Here is a 19938-nt window from a genome sequence, read left to right as displayed (position 1 = left end):
CCTTTCGCAGGGGCGGGCCTTTTTCATGATGCCGATGGGAGTCCGCGCACCGACATGCGGGCGCGGCGCCCGGCTTATTTCACGACATCGGCAATCGCGTTGCAGACATAGTCGAGGTTGGCGCTGTTCAGGCCGGCGACGTTAGCGCGGCCGGACTTGACCATGTAGATGCTGTGCTTGTCGCGCAGCTGAGCCACATGATCGGGGGTCAGGCCGGTGAACGAGAACATGCCGCGCTGCTCGGCGACATGGGCGAAGCGCTGGTCGAGGCCGTGCGGCGCGAGGCCTTTCACGAAGTCGCTGCGCAGGCCGTTGATGCGGCCACGCATCTCGTCGAGTTCCTCGCGCCACATGGCGGTCAGCTCATCCGAGTTGAAGATGGTCGCCACGATGGCGCTGCCGTGACCGGGCGGGTTGGAGTAGTTCTCGCGCGCGGTGATCGCCAGCTGCGAGCGCACGTCTTCCATGTCGTCGGCGTCCTTGGCGACCGCAATGAAGCAGCCGGTGCGTTCGCGATAGATGCCGAAGTTCTTGGAGCAGGACTGGGTGATGATCATCTCATCGAGCGTGTTGGCCAGCAGGCGCACGCCGTAGGCGTCCTCGTCGAGGCCGTCACCGAAGCCCTGGTAGGCGAAGTCGACCAGCGGCAGCAGGCTGCGCTCCTGGACCACGGCCAGCACCTGTTGCCACTGGTCCTTGGACAGGTCGAACCCGGTCGGGTTGTGGCAGCAGGCATGCAACAGCACGACATCGCCTTCCGGAATCTGCTTGAGCGCGGCGAGCATGCCGTCGAAGTCGAGCCGGTTGTCGGCATCGACGTACGGGTACTTCTCGATGTTGAGGCCGGCTGCGCCGAATACGCCCAAGTGGTTCGGCCAGGTCGGGTTGGACAGCCAGATCGATTTGCCCGGCAGGTTGGACTTGATGAAGTCCGCGGCCAGACGCAGCGCGCCGGTACCGCCCGGCGACTGGGTCGCGCTCGCGCGATTGGCGGCCAGCACTTCGCTGTCGGCGCCGAACACTGTCTCGAGCACGTCGGCGCCGTATTCCGGGTCGCCGTGGGAGCCGATATAGGCCTTGGTCTTTTCGGTCTCGATGAGCAGCTTTTCGGCTTCCTTGACCGCGCGCATCACCGGCGTGATGCCGGCTTCGTCGCGGTAGACGCCGACGCCGAGGTCGACCTTGTCCGGGTTGCTGTCGTTCTTGAAGGCTTCGATCAGCCCGAGAATGGCATCGCCGGGGACTCGCTCAATCGATTCGAACATCCTGTCGCATTCCTCGTGTTTTGCCGCGCCCGCGGAACACGGGCGCTTATTTCGTAGCGTAGTTTAACCCCTGCGACAGGGTGCTGCCGAATGCGGGAGCGACGGGTGCAGCGGGCGCGGCGACTGCTGCCGCCTGCGGCGCGGCCTCGGCAGGCGCTGTCTGTGGTTCGGGCTTGTAGCCGATACGCAGACCGCCCCAATGACGCCCGCCGACGATGATCGGCACCGACAGGTCGTGCATCACCTCGCCGGTATCGCGCTTGTAAGTCTGCACCAGCAGAGCCTCGGTATGCGCGCCGCAGCGTGAGCCGGTGGCGTCGTCGAAGATGCGCTTGTGGCGGCTGTGCTTGAGATCGGTTTCGTAGTCGCCGGTCAGCGTCTGACTGCAGTGTTGGTTATGGGTCGGGATATAGCCGCGCTGGTCGCAGGCCATCACGTAGGCGGCCTGCAGCGTTTCGAGGATCGGCTCCTGGATCGCCGGCAGGTGGCGATCGGTGAAGCTGTCGTAGGCGGTGCGGTATTTGGGCGGGTTGGTGCCCTCGATCGGCTCGTAACGGCTGTCGAACAGCCCGGCCTCAGAGAGCTCGCCGGTCTTGATCGCGCGCTCGAACAGTTTGCCGATCGCATCCGCGGCCTTGCGCGCCTGGATATAGACCTGCTGGTGGCGGCTGTCGAGGCGCTGTTGGGCGAGCTCGCCCTCGACCGCCTCGGCGGCGCTCATCAGCGACTGCGCCTGCTCGGCCAGCGCATGCATGTCGCGATTGCCATCGACGATATGTGCCTGCAGGGTGCCGAGCGTCTGCACCACCTGGCGGCCGTGCCCGCGGGTATCGGTCATCGCGTCCGCGATGCCGGCGATCTCGGTATCGACGGTGTCGAAATCCTCGCTCATGGTCGTGAGTTGCGCGCCGACAGATTCCACCTCCGTTGCGCGCTCGCTTACGCGGCGCATCAGGTGGCCGATGTTGTCGACGACTTTCTGGCTGCTGGCGCCGATCTCCTCGACGAGCGATTCGACCTGCTTGGTGGCATCAGCGGTACGCCGCGCCAACCCGCGTACCTCGCCGGCAACGACCGCAAACCCGCGGCCGTGCTCGCCCGCCCGGGCAGCCTCGATGGAGGCGTTGAGCGAGAGCAGATTGGTCTGCTCTGCGATTTCCTCGATCAGGCCGGTGACGCTGCGCACGCTGTCGGTCTTCTTGCTGAGCGTCTCCAGCATGTCCAGGGCTTCCTCGGAACGCTGGGCCAGTGCCGACATCTCGACGATCACGTGTTCGAGTGCGTCGCGGCTGTTCTGGCTGGCGCCGCGCGAACGGCTGGCCAGTTCCGAGACCTGACTCGCGCTGGCGGAGACCTGCTCGATGGCGGCGGTAATCGATTCCATGCGCGAAACGGCGTCGCGCACCACGGCATCCTGTTCGGTCAGCCGGCCGGCGAGGCGGTCGGCGTGCTGGGACACCTCGGCCGAGGCGATCGCCGTACGTCCGCCGCGCCGCACCAGCCGATGCGCCATACGCCGCAGCGACAGATAATCGCGGCCCGGCGCCGACAGTCCGAAGGTGCCCATACGCTCGAGGCCGGTTTCGTTGCCGGCATGAATACGCCCGAGCCGGTCGAAGCTCAGCCCGGCCAGCAGGCCCAGCGCGGTGGCCGCATGGATCGCCCAGTCGTTTTCGACATAACGGGCGACGGCCAGGGCGGCCAGCAAGAAAACAAGCGACAGCAGCAGTCCAATCCAGCGTTGCATGACGAATCCTCCCGGCGGATAAGGCCAACCATCGGCTGTGCCGGCTCGGAACTTGAGAAACCCCGGCTACGCGCCGCCGGGCCGTAAAGGATGGCTTGCAATCAGTCGATTGCGGTTCTGCGCCGGCTCGTATGCCGGGCCTGCGATCGCTTAAGGCTATCGATCAAGGCGCTTGAAAAGCCGCAAGGTATGCGCCGTTGTATGCGGTCCGGAGCGCGTGCACGGTCCGTGGCGCATCGTCGCGGGCAAGAAGCGCTGTGCTGGCAGGGTCGCGATATGACCCACCGGCGGGGCTAGCCTCGCGGCATGTTGGAAACCGCCTATCTCGAAGACCTCAACGCCGCCCAGCGCGAAGCCGTGACCCACGGCGTGACCATCGACGGGCGTTTCGATGCCGACCCGCTATTGGTGATCGCCGGCGCGGGCAGCGGCAAGACCCAGGCGCTGTCGCATCGCGCGGCGCATCTGATTCTGTCCGGCGTCGATCCGCGCCGGATCCTGCTGCTGACGTTTTCGCGCCGCGCGGCCGACGAGATGAGCCGCCGTGCCAACGGCGTCGTCGAGGCGGCCATGGCCGCGCGCGGACGCAAGGGGCAGGGCGTGACATTGACCTGGGCCGGCACCTTTCACGCGATGGGCGCGCGACTGCTGCGCGAGCATGCCGAACAGCTCGGTCTCGATAGCCAGTTCTCGATCCTCGATCGGGGTGACGCCGCCGATCTGCTCGACGTCTGCCGGCAAAGTCTGGATCTCGGCCGCGGCAAGACCCGTTTCCCACGCAAGGACACCTGCCTGGGCATCTATTCGCAGGTGGTCAACCGGCGCGACACGCTCGCCGCGGTGCTGGCGGCGCGCTATCCCTGGTGCGAAAACCACCACGACGCGCTCAAGCAATTATTCGCCGCCTATACAGAGCGCAAGCTGGCACAAAGCGCACTCGACTACGACGATCTGCTGCTGTTCTGGGCGATGATGCTGGAAAGCGCCGAGCTGGCCGAGCAGGTGGCGGGCCGTTTCGATCACGTGCTGGTCGATGAATACCAGGACACCAACCTGCTGCAGGCCGCGATTCTCAAGCGCATCTGTCCGGAAGGGCGCGGGCTGTGCGTGGTCGGCGACGATGCCCAGGCGATTTACGGGTTTCGTGCGGCCGAAGTGGCCAACATCCTTGGCTTCGCGAATGATTACCCGGGCTGTCGAACGGTGACGCTGGCGCAGAACTATCGTTCCACGAACGCGATTCTCGATGCCGCCAATGCATTGATCGGCGAAGCCACTGCCGGCTATAAAAAAGACCTGTTCGGCACCCGTGGCGCGGGTGCGATGCCGCGCCATGTCACCGTACGCGACAGCGTCGACGAGGCGCGTTATGTGGTCGATCGGGCCCTCGAACGTCGCGAGACCGGCGTCGAGCTCAAGCAGCAGGCGGTGCTGTTTCGCAACGCGCATCACGCCAACGATGTCGAGATCGAGCTGATCCGGCGGGATATCCCGTTTCGCAAGTATGGCGGGCTCAAGTTTCTCGAGGCCGCCCACGTGAAGGACCTGCTGGCCTTGCTGCGCCTGGCAGAGAATCCGCGCAACGAGATTGCCGCGCATCGTGTGTTTCAGCTCGTGCCTGGCATCGGGCCGGGTACGGCGCGCAAGACCTTCGAGCATCTGCAGGCACAGAACGATTCACTCACCGCGCTGGAAACCTTTCGACCGGGACGCGGCGACCGCGACGCCTGGCAGGTGCTCGCCGGCCAGCTGGCCGATGCCGCGGACTCAGCTTGGCCGGGCGGAATCGAACCGCTGGCGCGCTGGTACAAGACGACGCTGGACGAGCGCTTCGAGCCGCCGACCACGGCCCGCGCCGGCGATATCGACGATCTCGTGCGCATGGCCGGCCAGCACGCCGACAGGGCCGCCTTTCTGACCGATCTCACGCTCGATCCGCCATCGGCGACCGGCGATCACAACGACGATGCCGATCTCGACGAGGATTATCTCGTGCTTTCGACCGTACACAGCGCCAAGGGCCGGGAATGGGACAGCGTCTATCTTTTACACGTCGCCGACGGCACTTTCCCCAGCGAATACTCGGCCGACAGCGATGCCGCGCTCGATGAGGAGCGGCGGCTGATGTATGTGGCGTTTACGCGGGCGAAGAACGCGCTGGAAGTCGTGTCACCGCTGCGCTATTACGTCACCGAGCAGCATCGCCACGGCGACCGCCATGTTTATGGCGCGACCAGTCGTTTTCTCACGCCAGCGGTCATGCAGCATTTCGAGGCGGTCACCGATGGCACGGTGCCCGCCGGCGGACCGCAATCGGGCGTGGCCGCGGGGCCGCGTATCGACCTGGCCGCCGGCGCCCGGGCGCTCTGGCAGTAGGCCGACGGCATTACGCGGGGCGCGCAGCCCAGGTGCTGCCCGCCACCTTGCGGCGGTCTTTGCCGATCGCGGGGCGTGCAATGGAAATCGGCGCCACGTCCGGGTTCATTCGTTCGGCCAGGCCGAGCAATGCGCGTCGATCCGTGGTTTCGTGGCGCATCGGGCTGTGGAGATAGCTGGCGCGATTGCGCTCGTACGCCGGCATATCCAGCCGTGGGTTCAGGTGGATGCCAACCGCGCTGCGTACAAGGCTGGTGGGGCGCCCGCCGTAGCGGTTGAGACGGTTACGCAGATTGGAATCCTCGCCGCCCGTGCCGGCAAAGCGCTCGTCGAAACCGTTGACGCCGAACAGCAGACCACGGTCGACCGAGAAATTGCCGCCCAGCAGGCGCGGGCGCGTTGGCTTGCGACAGGCGATATGAAAACAGGCCTTGCTGTGGCGCCAGAACAGCCGCCGGCCGTGTTCCGCAGCCAGTGATTCGATTGCGGTTCGACGGCGCTCGCCGTGCCTGCGCAGGTCGTACAGTGCCTCGCTTTGGCGCGTGCTCAACCGGGCGTAATCGCCCACGGCATAGCCCATGGGTCGGTAGACCGCGCGGTGCCGCGCGACCCAGTCGCGAGGCGGCATGACGTCGCCGTCCAGAAACAGGAGCTGCTGGCCGCGGCTGGCGAGAATCGCGGCATTGAGCGCGACGGTCTTGCGAAATCCGCGATCGGCCTGGGTATGCACACGCAGCGGCGGCAGGCCGTCGAGGCGCTGTAAGGCGTCGATAAGTGCGAACGTGTCGTCGGTCGAACCGTCGTCGGCGATCAGGATCTCGTCGGCCTTTACGGTCTGTTCGGCCAGCGCGCGCAGCGTCAGTTCGAGCGCGCGCGGCTGGTTATAGGACGACACGATAATGCTGATCGACTCCGGCGCGCGCCGGCCACGTCGCAACAAGCCGCTGTTCGGGGTGTTTCCGGTGTAAGCCACAAGCGTTTTCCTTGAACACGTCTGCTGTTGCAGACCGCAAGCTCAAGAATGCGTTCCGTTTCTTGCGAAAATATGACGACTGCGGCATTTAGCGACGCGGGCAGCGGTTTGGTAGCGGCATATTGCGCGCGCACGTTCGTCCTGGAGTTAATGTAACCCTATGAACTGAAAGATCTCATATGGCTTAACGAAATCTTTTGGCACAGCTAACTGAAAACTGACATAGAAATCAATATTACCCGCGACTGTCAGTGAGTAGCCGGCGGGTCGGCGAGCTAGCGGCCGATATCCTCGTGCCAGAGATCGGGGCGCTGGCTGACGAAATCCTGCATCAGCGTGCGGCAGCCCGGGTCGTCGAGTACGCGGATGGTCACGCCGCGCTCGGCGAGTAGCGCCTCTTCACCCATGAAGCTGACGTTCTCGCCGATCACAACGCTTGGAATGCCGTAGAGCAGGATTGCGCCACTGCACATCGCGCAGGGCGAGAGCGTGGTGTAGAGCGTGACGTCCTTGTAGAACGTGCCGGGTTGGCGACCGGTCGTCTCGAGCGCGTCCATTTCGGCGTGCAGGATCGCGCTATCGCGTTGTACGCGACGGTTATGCCCGGCGCCTACGATCTCGCCGTTCTTGACCAGTACGCAGCCGATCGGCACGCCGCCCTCGTCGCGGCCTTTCTGGGCCTGTTTGCGCGCGGCGGACATGAAGTACTCGTCGTTCATGGCATGACTCAAAGGGCAAAGTCGCGATTTTAGGCGGTCGCAGGGCTGGCGGCGAGTTGCGTTGGGCTTTTTCTGGGTAGTGATGCGTAGTTATCCGGATTCGATGAGGGCGGCAGATCGGGCTACATCAGGGTTTGACGCCCTCTCGGGAGATCCGCACGCCATGGCCAAGGACCCCAAGCTCAAGAACTATCGCGACCGGCGGGATCCGGATCGCAGCCCCGAGCCTCATGGCGGCGCTGCGAAGCCGCGTACCGGCGGTGCGCCGATCTTCGTGATCCAGGAACACGATGCATCGACGCTGCACTATGACTTTCGGCTCGAGATCGATGGCGTGCTCAAATCCTGGGCGGTGCCGAAAGGGCCCTCCACCGATCCGCGTGAAAAGCGTCTGGCTGTCGAAACCGAGGATCACCCGCTCGACTATGCGCGTTTCGAGGGCCATATCCCCGAGAAGCAGTATGGCGGCGGCACGGTGCTGGTCTGGGACACCGGTACATTCGAGAATGCCAAGCGCGACGAGAATGGCGAGATCGAGAAGAGCCTGATCGAGTGTTTCGAAGACGGCCATCTCGCTGTGCAGTTGGCCGGAGAAAAACTGTCCGGCGGCTATTCGCTTACCCATTTTCGAACCGAGAATGGCAAGCGGCAGTGGCTGCTCGTGAAGATGGACGACGGCGACGCCGATGCGCGCCGTAATCCGGTGAAAACGCAGCCGGCATCGGTTCTGAGCGGCCGTCGAAAACAGGAGATCGAACAGGAAGAGGCCGGCCATGACGGCGGCCGCTGATTGGCAGGAGAGCCTGCCGGACGCTGTGGCCGATGCAGCACGCAGCGCTCGTATGCCGCGTCATTTCGAACCCATGTTGGCGACGCTTTCAGACACGCCGTTTTCGGACGATGAATGGATATTCGAGCGCAAGCTCGACGGGATCCGTCTGCTGGTTTTCTGCGACGCGGGTCATGTGGAACTGCTCACGCGCAACGGTCAGCCGCGCAACGCCCACTTCCCGGAGCTCGTCGAGTCGTTTGCGAGCCAGCCGCATCGTCGCTTTGTACTGGACGGCGAGGTCGTGGCGTTCGACGGCAAGGTCACCAGCTTTGCGCGATTGCAGCAGCGCGCCGGCATTGGCGATCCTGACGCGGCGCGCGCCAGCGGCGTGGCTGTCTATTTCTATATCTTCGATTGCCCCTGGCTGGACGGCCTCGACCTGCGGCGGGTGCCGTTGCGTGAACGCAAGCAGCTGCTGCGCAGCGAGTTCGTGTTCCACGATCCGCTTCGCTATACCGCGCACCGTAATGCCAGCGGCGAGGCTTATCTGGATGAAGCGCGCCGCAAGGGCTGGGAAGGCATTCTGGCCAAGCAGGCCGACAGTCCTTATCGCAGCGGCCGTTCCAGGCGTTGGCTCAAGCTCAAGTGCAGCCAGGGCCAGGAGCTTGTGATCGGCGGCTTCACCGATCCGCAAGGCTCGCGGAGTGGTTTTGGCGCCCTGTTGGTGGGCTACTACGAGAACGACGAACTGCGCTATGCAGGCCGTGTGGGCACCGGTTTCGACGACGCCGAACTGGCGCGTTTGCACCGCGCGCTCAAGCGTATCGAACGCAAGACGTCGCCCTTTATCGACCCGCCGGGTGGCCGCGGCGTGCATTGGGTCACGCCGGAGCGTGTCGCGGAGTTCGCATTCACCGAATGGACGGCTGACGGCCGGCTGCGTCATCCCAGCTATCTGGGCGAACGCGACGACAAGGACGCGCAGGATGTCGTGCGCGAACAGCCTCAGAGTCTGGCATGAGTATCGAGATCGATAACGCCGACAAGGTCTTTTTTCCTGGTGCCGGCTATACGAAGGCTGATCTCGCGGATTACTACCAGCGCATCGCGCCGCACATGCTGCCGCATATCGAGAACCGACCGCTGACCCTGCACCGGTTCCCGGACGGAATCGACAGCGTGAACTTCATTCAGAAGAGCGTGGCGGAGCATTATCCGGACTGGATTGAGCGGGCCACCATGGACAAGGAGGACGGGCAGATCACCCATGCGCTGGCCCCCGACGCGGACACACTGACCTGGCTCGTCGATCAGGGCACCGTTGCCTTCCACGTCTGGCTCTCGCGCGTCGACAAGCCCTATTGTCCCGATCGGCTGATCTTTGATCTCGACCCGCCGGGCGACGACTTTCCCGTGGTCATCAAGGCAGCCCGTGCCGTGCGGGAACGCCTCGAACAGTTGGGTCTTGAGCCGTTTGTCATGACCACCGGTTCGTCGGGGCTGCACGTTACCGTGCCGCTCGATCGCAGGACCGATTTCGAAAGCGTGCGCGGGTTTGCCGAGCGAATCGCCGAGCAGCTGGTTGCGGCGTACCCGGACGAGTTCACCACGGCCCATCGCAAGGACGAGCGCCGCGGCCGGCTGTATCTGGATATTCGGCGTAATGCCTATGCACAAACCGGGATCGCGCCGTATTCGCTACGCGCGAAACCCGGCGCGCCGATCGCGACGCCGTTGGACTGGCACGAACTCGGCGATGCGAAGATCGGCCCGCAGCGCTTTCATCTGGGCAATATCTTCCGTCGCCTCGCGCAGCGCGAGTGCCCATGGCGGGACATCGAGCGCCAGCGCCAGAGTCTGGCGAAGGCCGAGCGTAAGCTCGGCGCGGAATGAGCGCGGGCACGGCCGGCTGGTTGGCCGGGCCCGCGTTCGTATGGCCTAGGGTTCCTGCTTGAGCCGCCCGAAGTAGAACAGCCCGGAACCGATGCCCACCACCACCAGCGCCAGCATCACGCCGAACAACGGCCATGGCCCGAAGTTGTAGATGATCGGCAATGCCAGGCCGGTAATCAGGCCACCGCCGAAGAACGGTTCGAACACCATCTGCTTGTAGCCGAAGGCTTCATACGCAGGGGTCTTGTTGTCCGGGTCGGCGATCTTCATGAGGATCAGGCCGGTCGCGGTCACGCCCATGGACTGGCCGATATCGCCAATGCCGCGCTCGAACCAGTATTTCGGGATCACCTTGGGAGCCAGCCAAAGGAACATGCCCACGTTCCAGGCGATACCCGCAACACCGAGCAACAGGAAGGGCACGAAGTTGTCCGCGATAACGGTCAGCGACAGGCTGGCGATCGCCGCGCCGATCAGCAGGTCCAGTGCAAAGCCCTGAATACGCACCATCAGGTCGCGGTCGAGCAGGTCGTGCTTGTCGAAGCGCGTGAGCAGCTGCTGCACGATCAGGCCGCCAATCATGGCCAGCGGGAACAGCGGCACCGCGCCGAGCAGCTCGATGCCGTCTTCGCCCGCGCCCCAGGTCACGCTCTCGATCCAGGTCATGCCTTCGAGAATGCCGATGCCGAGAAGGATCGCCATGGCGATAAAGCCGAAATGCAGCGTCAGCGGTTCGATCGATTCCGAGCGTACCGTCATGCCGCCGGCCGACATCGGGCGTTCGTCTTCGGCCACGAGGCCGCGGCGCTGGTGATGCGGGATGCTGTCCACGCTCTTATCGAGCACGGCGCTCTTGCCGCGACGCACCCCCCAGTTGATCAGGATGATGCCGAACACGATGCCCGAGATCACACCGACGGTGGCCATGCCGACCGCCAGATCTGCGCCGTCTTCAAAGCCGAGATCGGCGAAGGTGCTCTGCAGGCCGGCGGCGGTACCATGGCCGCCCTCAAAGCCGATCTCGATCAGCGCGCCTGCCATCAGCGGCAGGCCGAAGAACGGCGCGAGGATGAGCGCGGCGATGAGAATACCGATCACGTACTGGCCAGCGCCCAGGGTCACGCCGAAGGCCAGCTGCGGCCCCGCGAGGCTCCATACGCGCTTCCATTTCGGCAGCGGCACGCCGAGCAGCAGGGTGGCGAACACCACGTTGATGAGCAGGCCGGGCAGGTCGCTCCAGATATCCAGCATGGATTCCGGAATGGCGCCCTGTGCCATCGGCGCGTCCTCGCCGCCGACCAGGCGCATGAGCGCGCCGAGTACGCCGGGGCCCAGGATCAAGCCGATGCCGCCGGCGAGAATCGATGCCGGCAGGAACAGCTGCTGCGCAGGTCGCCAGTTCATGCGAACCCATTTGCCCGCGTACAGAAGTACCGCAAGCATGAGCAGGGAAAAACCTATCTGGTCGGCGCTCATAATCTATCCCCAATTCGGTGTCGCGATCGGCCGGATCGAAACCCGTACATCTTAAAAGCCGCCGCTACAGCGGCGAAGCACTGTTTGGCGGGCGTTATAACAATCCGGCTTGTGTTCGTCGTATGCGATCCCCCGCGTACCCCTACAGTAAGCCTGTTCTTAGCGCGATTGAGAAGCCCGACATTACGCCGATGCCCCGGCGCGGGTCGTCGCAGAAGTCGTGCATTTTCCGTGCCGCCGGTGGGTTTCAGCGGCAATGTCGCACTAATCAGGCGTGTTCGCCGAGAGCGGCGAAACGGCCGCCGGTCAGCTTCGCCAGGTCATCCGGCGCCAGCTCGATTTCCAGTCCGCGGCGACCGCCGCTGATGAAGATGGTCTCGAATGCGTGCGCGGATGCGTCGATGAACGTGGCCAGCGCCTTCTTTTGGCCCAGCGGGCTGACGCCGCCGAGCACATAGCCCGTGGTCTTCTCGACCTTCGTACGCTCGGCCATGAACGCCTTTTTGGCGCCGGCGGCATTCGCCAGGCTTTTCATATGCAGCCGGCCGGATACCGGCACGATCGCCACCACCAGCTCGTGACTGTCGAGCTCTGCCACGAGTGTCTTGAAAACCCGGTCTGCCGGCACGCCGAGCTGGGCCGAGGCGTCGATGCCGTAATCGCTGTTCGCGGCGGTGTGTTGGTACGAGTGCAGGCGATAGTCGACGGCGTGCTGGTCGAGCAGGCGGGTGGCAGGTGTCATTAGAGGGTTTCTAAAAGCCGATAACCAATTCACGGCGGCTGTGGTCTAGGGATTAGGCTCCGCTTGCACGGCGCCTTTCACAGTTATTAACAACGCTTTCTACGAGCGCCCCAACATCACCAGACGTGTAGACGAGCCTCTCAAGCACCCAAGGGTAACGCTCAAAATGCTCGAACATTCCATATCCCCGCTCACCATCTTGAATAATCGGCTGTACTGGGAGCGAGGGAAGGTGCGGCACGATGGCGGCTAGTTCTTGTGGCACGCTCTTGGCACCAGAAATATCCGCTACGACAAAACGTGACATCGAAGCCAACGTCATTATGGTCTCAGTCAAATCACGAGATTCCGGCCCTTCGAAGTCGAACAGTACCGGTAAAAAACCGTGAGCCTGAATTTCAACCTTGATCTCATCCAATATGGCTTTTCGTTCTGGAGTGAACCTGCCAAGAATAAGAACAACCTTAGACGTGATTGTGTCAATTATTTTTCTTATATTCGAATTTCGGATTAGCAACGCAATGAACTGGGCCAGCTCCAAATCAGGGACGGTGATTGTTAGGTTTTCGGAAGAAATGTAGATGTTCTGCTGAGTCGCACCATCGAGCTTCAAATCCCAGGTCGACGTGCCATATACGAATACACCGTCTATAACTGTGTTCGAGAAATCGGCCTTGACCAGGCTCATGTTGTCCATTTGGGTACGAATTAGTTTCGAACCTACGAAGCTCGCCTCTTCTGCGGTGCAATATGAAAGCTTCGCATCACTGAAATCGCACCCGATAAATTCCGCTGACCCAATTTTAGAAACGTTCAGGCCAGCACCACAGAATTTTGAACGCTGGTGCAGGGAATCGACTAAATCTGCAAAATGCAGATGACTCTCCGAGAAATCGCAGTCGATGAAAGTGCAGTTCCTTAAGGATGCCCTGTTTAGGTTGCACCGCGAAAAGTTGTATGCGTCGTACTCAGGAAACATGAACTGGCTTCCATCCGAGCCAACTTCAAAAAAGCTGATATCACTTAGATCGACGGGACTATGGGAATGAGCCGACCGCCATTGGTTCCAGGCGCTTGCGCCTCGCGCTAACATTTCCATGTCGGACGATTTGGCCACCAAAAACCTAACCGCCGATATACGACATCTCGACCTTGCCATCGGCATTGCCGCGGCGGCGCTCGGTTTCCTCGCCGCGGCGTTCGGAATAGCGGTCGTCGCGCGCTTGCCAGATGCCGGCCAGCAGGTCGCATAGTTCGTCGTCGGTCGCGCCTGAGCGTAGCGGGGTGCGCAGGTCGCGGCCGTGCACGCCGAACAGGCAGGTATAGAGTTCGCCGATGGCGGACAGGCGCGCGCGGCTGCAGCCGCCGCAGAAAGGCTGGGAAACCGAAGCGATGATGCCGATCTCGCCGGCGCCGTCGTCGAAGATCCAGCGATTGGCGGTTTCGCCGGCCACGTTCGCCGGCAGGCGGCTGATGGCGTGGCGAGTGCGTACGGTCTCGACGACCTCGCGCGCGGTGACGACTTCTTCCATCCGCCAGCCGTTGGAGGTGCCGACGTCCATGAATTCGATGAAACGCAGCACCACGCCCGAGTGCCGGAAGTGCTCGACCATCGGCAGGATCTGGTCTTCGTTGACGCCGCGCTGGATCACGCAGTTCACCTTCACCGGCGTCAGGCCGGCCGCCTTGGCGTTGTCGATGGCGGTGAGCACCTTGGAGGCCGGATAGCCGACATCGTTGATCGCCTTGAAAACGTCGTCGTCGATGGCGTCGAGGCTGAGTGTCACGCGGTTCACGCCGGCAGCCTTGAGTTCACGGGCGCGTTTTTCGGTGAGCAGCGAGCCGTTGGTGGTCAGGCAGATATCGTCGATGCCGTTGATCGCGGCCAGACGCGCGATGAGCACGTCGATATCGCGCCGCAGCAGCGGCTCGCCACCCGTCAGCCGCAGTTTGCGTACGCCCAGGCTCGCGGCGATGCGCGCGAGGCGCTCGATCTCGTCGAAGTCGAGCAGCTCGCGGCGCGGCAGGAACAGGTGCTCGCTGCCGAACAGTTCCCGCGGCATGCAGTAGGTACAGCGAAAGTTGCAGCGATCCGTCAACGAGATCCGCAGATCCTGCAGTGGCCGCGCAAAGGTGTCGGTGACGGTGGTCATCGGTCGATCGGGTTCGCGGGTCGCGAAAGCAATAGCATCATAATCGGGGTTACGCGCGACAGTCTCAAGCCGAGGCGCGTTTAAGGGCACTGCGACCCGGCCCGCGGGTAAGCGGTCTTGTTCGTGCCTGGCTGTTCCCGGTGCCAGAATGCGGCCCGGCTATTGTGGTTTCGACGCCGCGCTGGAATCGGCAGCCGACCGCAACAAAAGGCATACTACTTTCGTAGTAGAGTCAGTCGCGCGACGTTTGTCGGCGTCGCCGCTCATTGCCAGGGTGGGTTTGCAGGAGTCGTCGATGGTGCTAGATGCGGAAATCCTGTCGCGAATACAGTTCGCGTTCGTGGTGTCGTTTCATATCCTGTTCCCGGCGTTCACCATCGGTCTGGCGAGCTGGCTGGCGATGTGCGAGGGCATGCACCTGTTTACCGGGCGCGATGTCTTTCGTCGGCTGTATCACTTCTGGGTGAAGATCTTTGCCGTGTCGTTCGGCATGGGCGTGGTTTCCGGCATCGTCATGAGCTTCCAGTTCGGCACCAACTGGTCGGTGTTCGCGGAAGCCACGGCACCCGTGCTCGGGCCGCTGTTTTCCTACGAGGTACTGACGGCCTTCTTCCTGGAGGCGACCTTCCTCGGGATCATGCTGTTTGGCTGGAACAAGGTCGGCCCGAAACTGCATTTCTTCGCGACCGCGATGGTCGCGATCGGCACCATGCTGTCCGCCTTCTGGATTCTGTCCGCGAATTCGTGGATGCATACGCCGGATGGCTTCGAGCTGCGCGACGGCATTTTCTACCCGGTCGACTGGTGGAAGATCGTGTTCAACCCGTCGTTCCCGTACCGGCTGGTGCACATGGTGTTGGCGGCCTTCCTGACCACGGCGTTCGTGATCCTCGGGGTCGGCGCCTGGTATCGGCTCAAGGGCACGGCCCACGAGGCCTCGCGCGTGATGCTGATCATGGGTGTGGCGTTCGTATCCATAGTCACGCCGTTGCAGATCGTCGCCGGTGATTTCCACGGCCTGAAGACGCTGGAATACCAGCCGGCCAAGATCGCGGCCATGGAAGCCCACTGGGAGACTGAAGAGGGCGCGGCCCTGGCCTTGTTCGCCTGGCCGGATGCCGAGAACGAAACCAACCACTTCGAGATCGCGGTGCCGAATCTCGCCAGTCTGATCCTCACCCACGAATGGAACGGCGAGCTGGTTGGGCTCAAGGATTTCCCGGAGAGCGAGCGTCCGCCGGTCGTGCCCATCTTTTTCTCGTTCCGGATCATGGTGGGGCTGGGCATCCTCATGCTGATTGCCGGCATGCTCGGCCTGTGGCTGGCATTTCGCGGCCGACTGTTCGATTCGCGCCTCTATCACCGCTATCTCGTGGCGATGATTCCTTCGGGCTTCATCGCGGTGCTGGCGGGTTGGATCACCACCGAGATCGGGCGCCAGCCGTATACGGTCTATGGCCTGTTGCGCACGTCCGACTCGCTGTCGCCGGTGGCGGCACCGAGCGTGGCGGCGACGCTGATCACCTTCGTAATCGTCTACGGCATCGTGTTTGGCGCCGGGCTGTATTACATCGTGCGCGTGGTGCGTACCGGGCCCGAGAAGGCGCCTGCGCATCCGGTGCCCGATCCTTATGCGACGCCGGCCCGGCCGTTGTCGTATCCGAATGAGCCGGTGGGAGACAAGTGATGAGTACGGTCGAAATCCTGCCGCTGATCTGGTTCGGCATCATCGGCTTTGGCGTGATCATGTACGTGCTGCTGGATGGCTTCGTGCTGGGCATCGGCATCCTGTCCGGCGTGGCCTACGGCGAGGCCGAACGCGACATCATGATGAATTCTGTCGCGCCGATCTGGGACGGCAACGAGACCTGGCTGGTGCTCGGCGGCGTGGCGCTGCTTGCGGCCTTCCCGCCGGCTTATACGGTGCTGCTGCCGGCGCTCTATCTGCCGCTGACCGGCATGCTGATCGCGTTGATCTTTCGCGGCGTGGCCTTCGAGTTCCGTTTCAAGGCGCGGCGCAAGTTCGGCTGGAACACGGCGTTCTTTCTCGGCTCGGTGTTGGCGACCTTCTTCCAGGGCGTGACCCTGGGCGCGATCGTGCAGGGCATCGAGGCCGACGGGGCCCAGTATGTCGGTGGTGCCTTCGACTGGTTCTCGCCGTTCACGATGCTCACCGGCGCAGCGCTGGTCGCCGGCTATGCCCTGCTTGGCGCCACATGGGTGGTGATGCGGACGACGGGGATGCTCCAGCAGCGGGCTTACGGGTGGAGCCGCATGCTGTTGACCGCGGTGATCGTGTTCATGGCGCTGGTGAGCATTTATGTGCCGTTCCTGGACGGTAACTATGCCGAGCGCTGGTTCGGCTTTCCGCATGCGTTCCTGCTGGTGCCGTTCCCGATTGCGGCGATCGTGGTGTCTTATTGCCTCTACTGGAGCGTGATCCGTCGCCACGAGTACTGGCCGTTCCTGCTGTCGTTGGCGATGTTCGTGATCGGCTACGGCGGGCTGGCCGCGAGCTTCTGGCCGCATATCATTCCGCCGCATCTAACGATCTGGAACGCGGCTTCGCCGCCGGAAACCCAGATGTTTCTGATCGTGGGGCTGGCGTTCCTGCTGCCGTTCATCTTGTTCTATACGGCGTGGTCGTACTGGATCTTTCGCGGCAAGGTGACCCGCGACATGGGTTATCACTAGCTGCCGGATAAGTCGGAGTCGTCATGAATGAAACCGGACGCCGTCTGTTGTGGTTCGTGGGGATCGGCGCCGCCAGCCTGCTGGTCTGGGGCACGGCCGCCTATGTGTTCCGCGAAGTGATCTTTTTCGTGCTCGAACACTAGCTTCGAGACGCAGCGCATCGGCGCGATGTTCTAATAGGCGCATGAATGCTGCCCGTCGCGCGGGCCGGCGCTGGACGCTGGCCGATCTGATCGATTTCGAAACGGTGCTGGCCCGCGTGGACGACGACACGCTGGCCGGCGACCGGCTCGTGTTCGCGCGCGACATCCGCCCGGCGCTCGGACGCGGTGACGAGTCGGCCCGTCGGCGCGACGGACTGCGCGCCTGGCTCGATCATCGTCGTGCACAGGTCCGGCTGGATGCCGGCCGCGCATGGACTCAAGGGCTCGGCCTGCTGCGCCTCGTACTTTGTCTCGTCATGAGCCTCGCGGGCGCAGGGCTGGTGGTCGGCCTGTGTGCAGGGCCGGCACAGAGCGTGCACGTCGTCGTGTTTTTCGCGTTGACGTTGGTCGTGCCCTGGGTGTTTTTCGTGCTTTGGCTCGGCGTGCGAATGATCGGCGGTGCGCGCCGGGCGACGCTGACGCGGGCATTGCAGACGATCGATCGTTTGGCCCGCCGAGTCCAGGGCGGGGGCGCGGCTGCGACGGACAGCGCGTCCCGGGGCACTCCCGTCGACTGGCAGAGCCGCCTGGCCGATAGTCGCCAGCCGCGGCGCGCGCTACAGGCGGCGCTGGCCGGCTCGCTGCAGCGCGGCGCGCTCGGCTTCAATATCGGGCTGGTGCTCGCCTTTGTCGGATCGCTGATGATTTTCGACGTGCGTTTCTACTGGGAGGCCACGCCGCAGACCGGGTCGCTCGTGCAGTCTTCCGTAACGCTGATCGCCACGCCGTGGCGCGCGGTCTGGCCCGAGGCGGTGCCCGACGCAAGCCAGATCGAGGCCAGCCGTGCGCGCCATGTTTCCGACACCCGCCAAGTGAGTGGCACGTCGGCGAGTACCGCGGCCTGGTGGCGGTTCCTGCTCATGTCGCTGCTGGTGTGGGGCGTGCTGCCCCGGCTGCTGCTGATCGCCGGCTATGCGCTGGTCGAAAGGCGCGCGTTGGCACGACTGGATTTCCAGGCGCCGCGACATCGCGAACTCTGGCGCCGACTGGCAAGTGTCGAACGCGGCGCGGTCGCGACACCTGTGACCGATGGTGCGCTCGTGCTGGATGTCGGCGGCAGCGGTATTCGGGCCGGCGATATCCGCGGTTTTCTGCTGCGCGCGTTGCGCGTGAACCCACAGGCCGAACACCGTATCGGTGTGCTCGACGAGACCGAAGAACAGGCCGCCGACGCCGCGCTGGCCGCGGACCCCGATCATGTCGTGCTGCTGGTCGAGGACTGGGGTCTGTCGCCACGCCAGGCCGGATCGCTGCAGGAGCGCGTGCGGGGCGCCGTGGGCTTGCGCACGCCGATCACCTGGTTGGTATTGGCGCGTGCCGAAGGCGCGCCCGCCGTGCCTGATGCGGATCATTTGCGCCGCTGGACCGCCTTCATCGACGGCCTGCGCGATCCTGCGACCGAAATCGTGGGCTACGCGCCGGGCACCTGAGATGGCGATGCGTCCCAAGAACGATGCGGTATCGGCCGGCGCCTGGGTAACCGACGCGGTGCCGTGCTTTGCCGTGGTCGGCAAGGTCAATATGGGCAAGTCGGCGGTGCTGGCGACGCTGCTCGAGGAAGACGACGATCGCGTTATCCGTATCTCGCCCGAGCCGGGCGAAACCACGCGCTGCCAGCGCCTGTCGCTGGTGCTCGACGGCGAAGAGCGGCTGCGCTTTATCGATACGCCCGGTTTTCAGCAGCCGGTGGAAGCGCTGCGCGCGATCCGTGCCCTGCACGGTGAGGCCGGCGGTACACCCGGCCTCGACACGCTGCGCGCTTTTGTGACCCAGTCGCGCAAGACGAAGCGGTTTGAAGACGAATGCCGGCTGCTCGAGCCGCTGCTGGAAGGCGCGGGCATTCTCTACGTGGTCGATCCCGGCGTACCGGTCTACGACAGCTTTCTGGCCGAGATCGAGATCCTGCGCTTTACCGGCCGGGCGCGGCTGGCCCTGCTCAACCAGCGCGGCGCGGACACGCCGGCCCACGATGCCGCCTGGCGCGAGCATCTCGGCAAGGCGTTCAATCTGGTGCGTGCCTTCGATGCTCATCGGGCACGGTTTGCGGCCCGGCGCGATCTGCTGGCCGCGCTCAACCAGATCGACGAGCGGGATCGGGATCATCTCGACGCCACGATGGACTTGCTCGAAAGCGAATGGCGGCAGCGCCGCGAACAGGCCGCCGAGCATGTTCAATCCTTTCTCCGCGCCGCGCTGCGTCTGCGTGAGAATGCCCATTACGCCGAAGACGGCCCCGCGCCGGCGACCGCTCGCCGCGAAGCGATCCAGCACGCCAGCCGCCGTTATTTCGCTCGCGTCAGCACGCTGGAGCGAGAGACGGCGGATGCGCTGCTCGGCATTTATCGCCACACCTCGGTACAGGCGCAGGCCATGGCCGGGTTTGGCGAGGATCTGGATCTGGCCAGCGACGAAACCTGGCGTCGGCTGGGGCTCACACGTCAGCAGCTCACCTGGCTGGGGGCAGCCGTGGGCGCGGGCGCGGGCATCGGGATCGATGCGGCCACGCTGGGGCACTCGCTGGGCATCGGTGCGCTGCTCGGCGGTATCGGCGGCGGGGCGCTGGCTTTCTTCAAGGGCGACGCGATTCCTACGCTCAAGCTCGATCTCGCGCGGGTTGGGCCGCTTGGCGGACGCCGGGTCACGCTCGGGCCGCCGCGCAACGCCAACTTTTCCTGGGTGCTGCTGGATTCGATCCTGATCCGCTACCGCCAGATTCTGTCGCGCGCACACGCCCGCCGGGGCGATGGCGCATTGGGCGGTGACGTGACCACTGAAAGCATTGCCCGACAGCTGCCGGGCGATCGTCAGAAGGCGCTGGCGCGCTGGTTCCGGGCCGTGGCCGGAGATCGCGATGACACAGAGCGCGACAGCGCGGCCTGGGCCGCGCTGATGGAGACGCTGGAAACGATCGAGCGCGACCTCTAG

The 19938-nt window shown here is 64.0% G+C and carries 16 protein-coding genes; 8 read left to right on the top strand and 8 right to left on the bottom strand.

Going from position 1 to position 19938, the window contains the following annotated elements:
• Positions 1-74: 74 nt before the first annotated feature.
• Positions 75-1265 (bottom strand): amino acid aminotransferase, encoded by a 1191-nt coding sequence (locus SADO_RS05730; RefSeq protein WP_353109946.1) that lies wholly within the window; start codon positions 1263-1265, stop codon positions 75-77.
• A gap of 46 nt (positions 1266-1311) precedes the next feature.
• The gene (locus SADO_RS05725) at positions 1312-3012 is read right to left on the bottom strand and encodes a methyl-accepting chemotaxis protein (RefSeq protein WP_353109944.1); all 1701 of its coding nucleotides are present in this window, start codon (positions 3010-3012) and stop codon (positions 1312-1314) included.
• Between the two features lie 306 nt (positions 3013-3318).
• Here SADO_RS05725 and SADO_RS05720 point away from each other — a divergent pair, with 306 nt between their 5' ends.
• Positions 3319-5388 (top strand): ATP-dependent helicase, encoded by a 2070-nt coding sequence (locus SADO_RS05720; protein ID WP_353109943.1) that lies wholly within the window; start codon positions 3319-3321, stop codon positions 5386-5388.
• A gap of 10 nt (positions 5389-5398) precedes the next feature.
• On the opposite strand, the gene SADO_RS05715 is transcribed toward SADO_RS05720, so the two are convergent.
• The gene (locus SADO_RS05715) at positions 5399-6361 is read right to left on the bottom strand and encodes a glycosyltransferase (protein WP_353109941.1); all 963 of its coding nucleotides are present in this window, start codon (positions 6359-6361) and stop codon (positions 5399-5401) included.
• Positions 6362-6636: 275 nt separating this feature from the next.
• Entirely contained in the window at positions 6637-7080 is a 444-nt protein-coding gene (locus SADO_RS05710; RefSeq protein ID WP_353109939.1) for a nucleoside deaminase, read from the bottom strand.
• Between the two features lie 163 nt (positions 7081-7243).
• On the opposite strand from SADO_RS05710, the gene SADO_RS05705 reads away from it, so the two are divergent.
• The 3 genes from SADO_RS05705 to ligD (SADO_RS05695) are packed head-to-tail and all read left to right on the top strand — an operon-like array spanning position 7244 to position 9745.
• The gene (locus SADO_RS05705) at positions 7244-7870 is read left to right on the top strand and encodes a DNA polymerase ligase N-terminal domain-containing protein (RefSeq protein ID WP_353109937.1); all 627 of its coding nucleotides are present in this window, start codon (positions 7244-7246) and stop codon (positions 7868-7870) included.
• Positions 7854-8873: a non-homologous end-joining DNA ligase gene (gene ligD, locus SADO_RS05700; RefSeq protein ID WP_353109935.1), complete on the top strand. Its 1020-nt coding sequence runs from the start codon at positions 7854-7856 to the stop codon at positions 8871-8873. The genes SADO_RS05705 and ligD (SADO_RS05700) overlap by 17 nt, the downstream gene beginning before the upstream one ends.
• Positions 8870-9745: a non-homologous end-joining DNA ligase gene (gene ligD, locus SADO_RS05695; protein ID WP_353109933.1), complete on the top strand. Its 876-nt coding sequence runs from the start codon at positions 8870-8872 to the stop codon at positions 9743-9745. The genes ligD (SADO_RS05700) and ligD (SADO_RS05695) overlap by 4 nt, the downstream gene beginning before the upstream one ends.
• A gap of 45 nt (positions 9746-9790) precedes the next feature.
• Here the strand turns inward: ligD (SADO_RS05695) and SADO_RS05690 are convergent, their stop codons facing one another.
• From SADO_RS05690 to moaA, 4 genes are all read right to left on the bottom strand, one after another.
• On the bottom strand, positions 9791-11221 hold the full coding sequence (locus SADO_RS05690) for a sodium/glutamate symporter (RefSeq protein WP_353109931.1): 1431 nt from the start codon (positions 11219-11221) through the stop codon (positions 9791-9793).
• A 268-nt stretch (positions 11222-11489) separates the two neighbouring features.
• Complete coding sequence (gene ybaK, locus SADO_RS05685) at positions 11490-11963, bottom strand: Cys-tRNA(Pro) deacylase (protein WP_353109930.1); 474 nt, start codon at positions 11961-11963, stop codon at positions 11490-11492.
• A 52-nt stretch (positions 11964-12015) separates the two neighbouring features.
• Positions 12016-13080, bottom strand: coding sequence for a pentapeptide repeat-containing protein (locus SADO_RS05680; RefSeq protein WP_353109928.1), 1065 nt, complete (start codon positions 13078-13080; stop codon positions 12016-12018).
• 7 nt (positions 13081-13087) lie between these two features.
• Positions 13088-14116, bottom strand: coding sequence for a GTP 3',8-cyclase MoaA (gene moaA, locus SADO_RS05675; RefSeq protein ID WP_353109926.1), 1029 nt, complete (start codon positions 14114-14116; stop codon positions 13088-13090).
• 295 nt (positions 14117-14411) lie between these two features.
• Between moaA and SADO_RS05670 the strand changes: the two genes are divergently transcribed.
• The 4 genes from SADO_RS05670 to SADO_RS05655 all read left to right on the top strand — a co-directional run bounded on the left by SADO_RS05670 (position 14412) and on the right by SADO_RS05655 (position 19938).
• Complete coding sequence (locus SADO_RS05670; RefSeq protein WP_353109925.1) at positions 14412-15803, top strand: cytochrome ubiquinol oxidase subunit I; 1392 nt, start codon at positions 14412-14414, stop codon at positions 15801-15803.
• Positions 15803-16810 (top strand): cytochrome d ubiquinol oxidase subunit II, encoded by a 1008-nt coding sequence (cydB, locus tag SADO_RS05665; protein WP_353109923.1) that lies wholly within the window; start codon positions 15803-15805, stop codon positions 16808-16810. The genes SADO_RS05670 and cydB overlap by 1 nt, the downstream gene beginning before the upstream one ends.
• 184 nt (positions 16811-16994) lie before the next feature.
• A complete protein-coding gene (locus tag SADO_RS05660; RefSeq protein ID WP_353109922.1) occupies positions 16995-18443 on the top strand; it encodes a DUF2868 domain-containing protein in 1449 nt (482 codons plus the stop codon).
• A gap of 7 nt (positions 18444-18450) precedes the next feature.
• Positions 18451-19938 carry a DUF3482 domain-containing protein gene (locus SADO_RS05655; protein WP_353109920.1) on the top strand — a complete coding sequence of 496 codons (1488 nt, stop codon included), beginning with the start codon at positions 18451-18453 and terminating at the stop codon, positions 19936-19938.

Source organism: Salinisphaera dokdonensis CL-ES53, assembly GCF_040361215.1.
Taxonomy (GTDB): Bacteria; Pseudomonadota; Gammaproteobacteria; order Nevskiales; family Salinisphaeraceae; genus Salinisphaera; species Salinisphaera dokdonensis.
Note: the sequence above shows the minus strand (reverse complement) of the source record. Positions and strands in the feature narration are given on the sequence as shown.

Coding starts and splice junctions, on each gene's coding strand:
- ligD (WP_353109935.1), top strand. CDS start 7,854: ATGACGGCGGCCGCTGATTGGCAGGAGAGCCTGCCGGACGCTGTGGCC.
- SADO_RS05670 (WP_353109925.1), top strand. CDS start 14,412: ATGGTGCTAGATGCGGAAATCCTGTCGCGAATACAGTTCGCGTTCGTG.
- SADO_RS05655 (WP_353109920.1), top strand. CDS start 18,451: ATGCGTCCCAAGAACGATGCGGTATCGGCCGGCGCCTGGGTAACCGAC.
- cydB (WP_353109923.1), top strand. CDS start 15,803: ATGAGTACGGTCGAAATCCTGCCGCTGATCTGGTTCGGCATCATCGGC.
- SADO_RS05690 (WP_353109931.1), bottom strand. CDS start 11,221: ATGAGCGCCGACCAGATAGGTTTTTCCCTGCTCATGCTTGCGGTACTT.
- ligD (WP_353109933.1), top strand. CDS start 8,870: ATGAGTATCGAGATCGATAACGCCGACAAGGTCTTTTTTCCTGGTGCC.
- SADO_RS05720 (WP_353109943.1), top strand. CDS start 3,319: ATGTTGGAAACCGCCTATCTCGAAGACCTCAACGCCGCCCAGCGCGAA.
- SADO_RS05710 (WP_353109939.1), bottom strand. CDS start 7,080: ATGAACGACGAGTACTTCATGTCCGCCGCGCGCAAACAGGCCCAGAAA.
- moaA (WP_353109926.1), bottom strand. CDS start 14,116: ATGACCACCGTCACCGACACCTTTGCGCGGCCACTGCAGGATCTGCGG.
- SADO_RS05730 (WP_353109946.1), bottom strand. CDS start 1,265: ATGTTCGAATCGATTGAGCGAGTCCCCGGCGATGCCATTCTCGGGCTG.
- SADO_RS05705 (WP_353109937.1), top strand. CDS start 7,244: ATGGCCAAGGACCCCAAGCTCAAGAACTATCGCGACCGGCGGGATCCG.
- ybaK (WP_353109930.1), bottom strand. CDS start 11,963: ATGACACCTGCCACCCGCCTGCTCGACCAGCACGCCGTCGACTATCGC.
- SADO_RS05725 (WP_353109944.1), bottom strand. CDS start 3,012: ATGCAACGCTGGATTGGACTGCTGCTGTCGCTTGTTTTCTTGCTGGCC.
- SADO_RS05660 (WP_353109922.1), top strand. CDS start 16,995: ATGAATGCTGCCCGTCGCGCGGGCCGGCGCTGGACGCTGGCCGATCTG.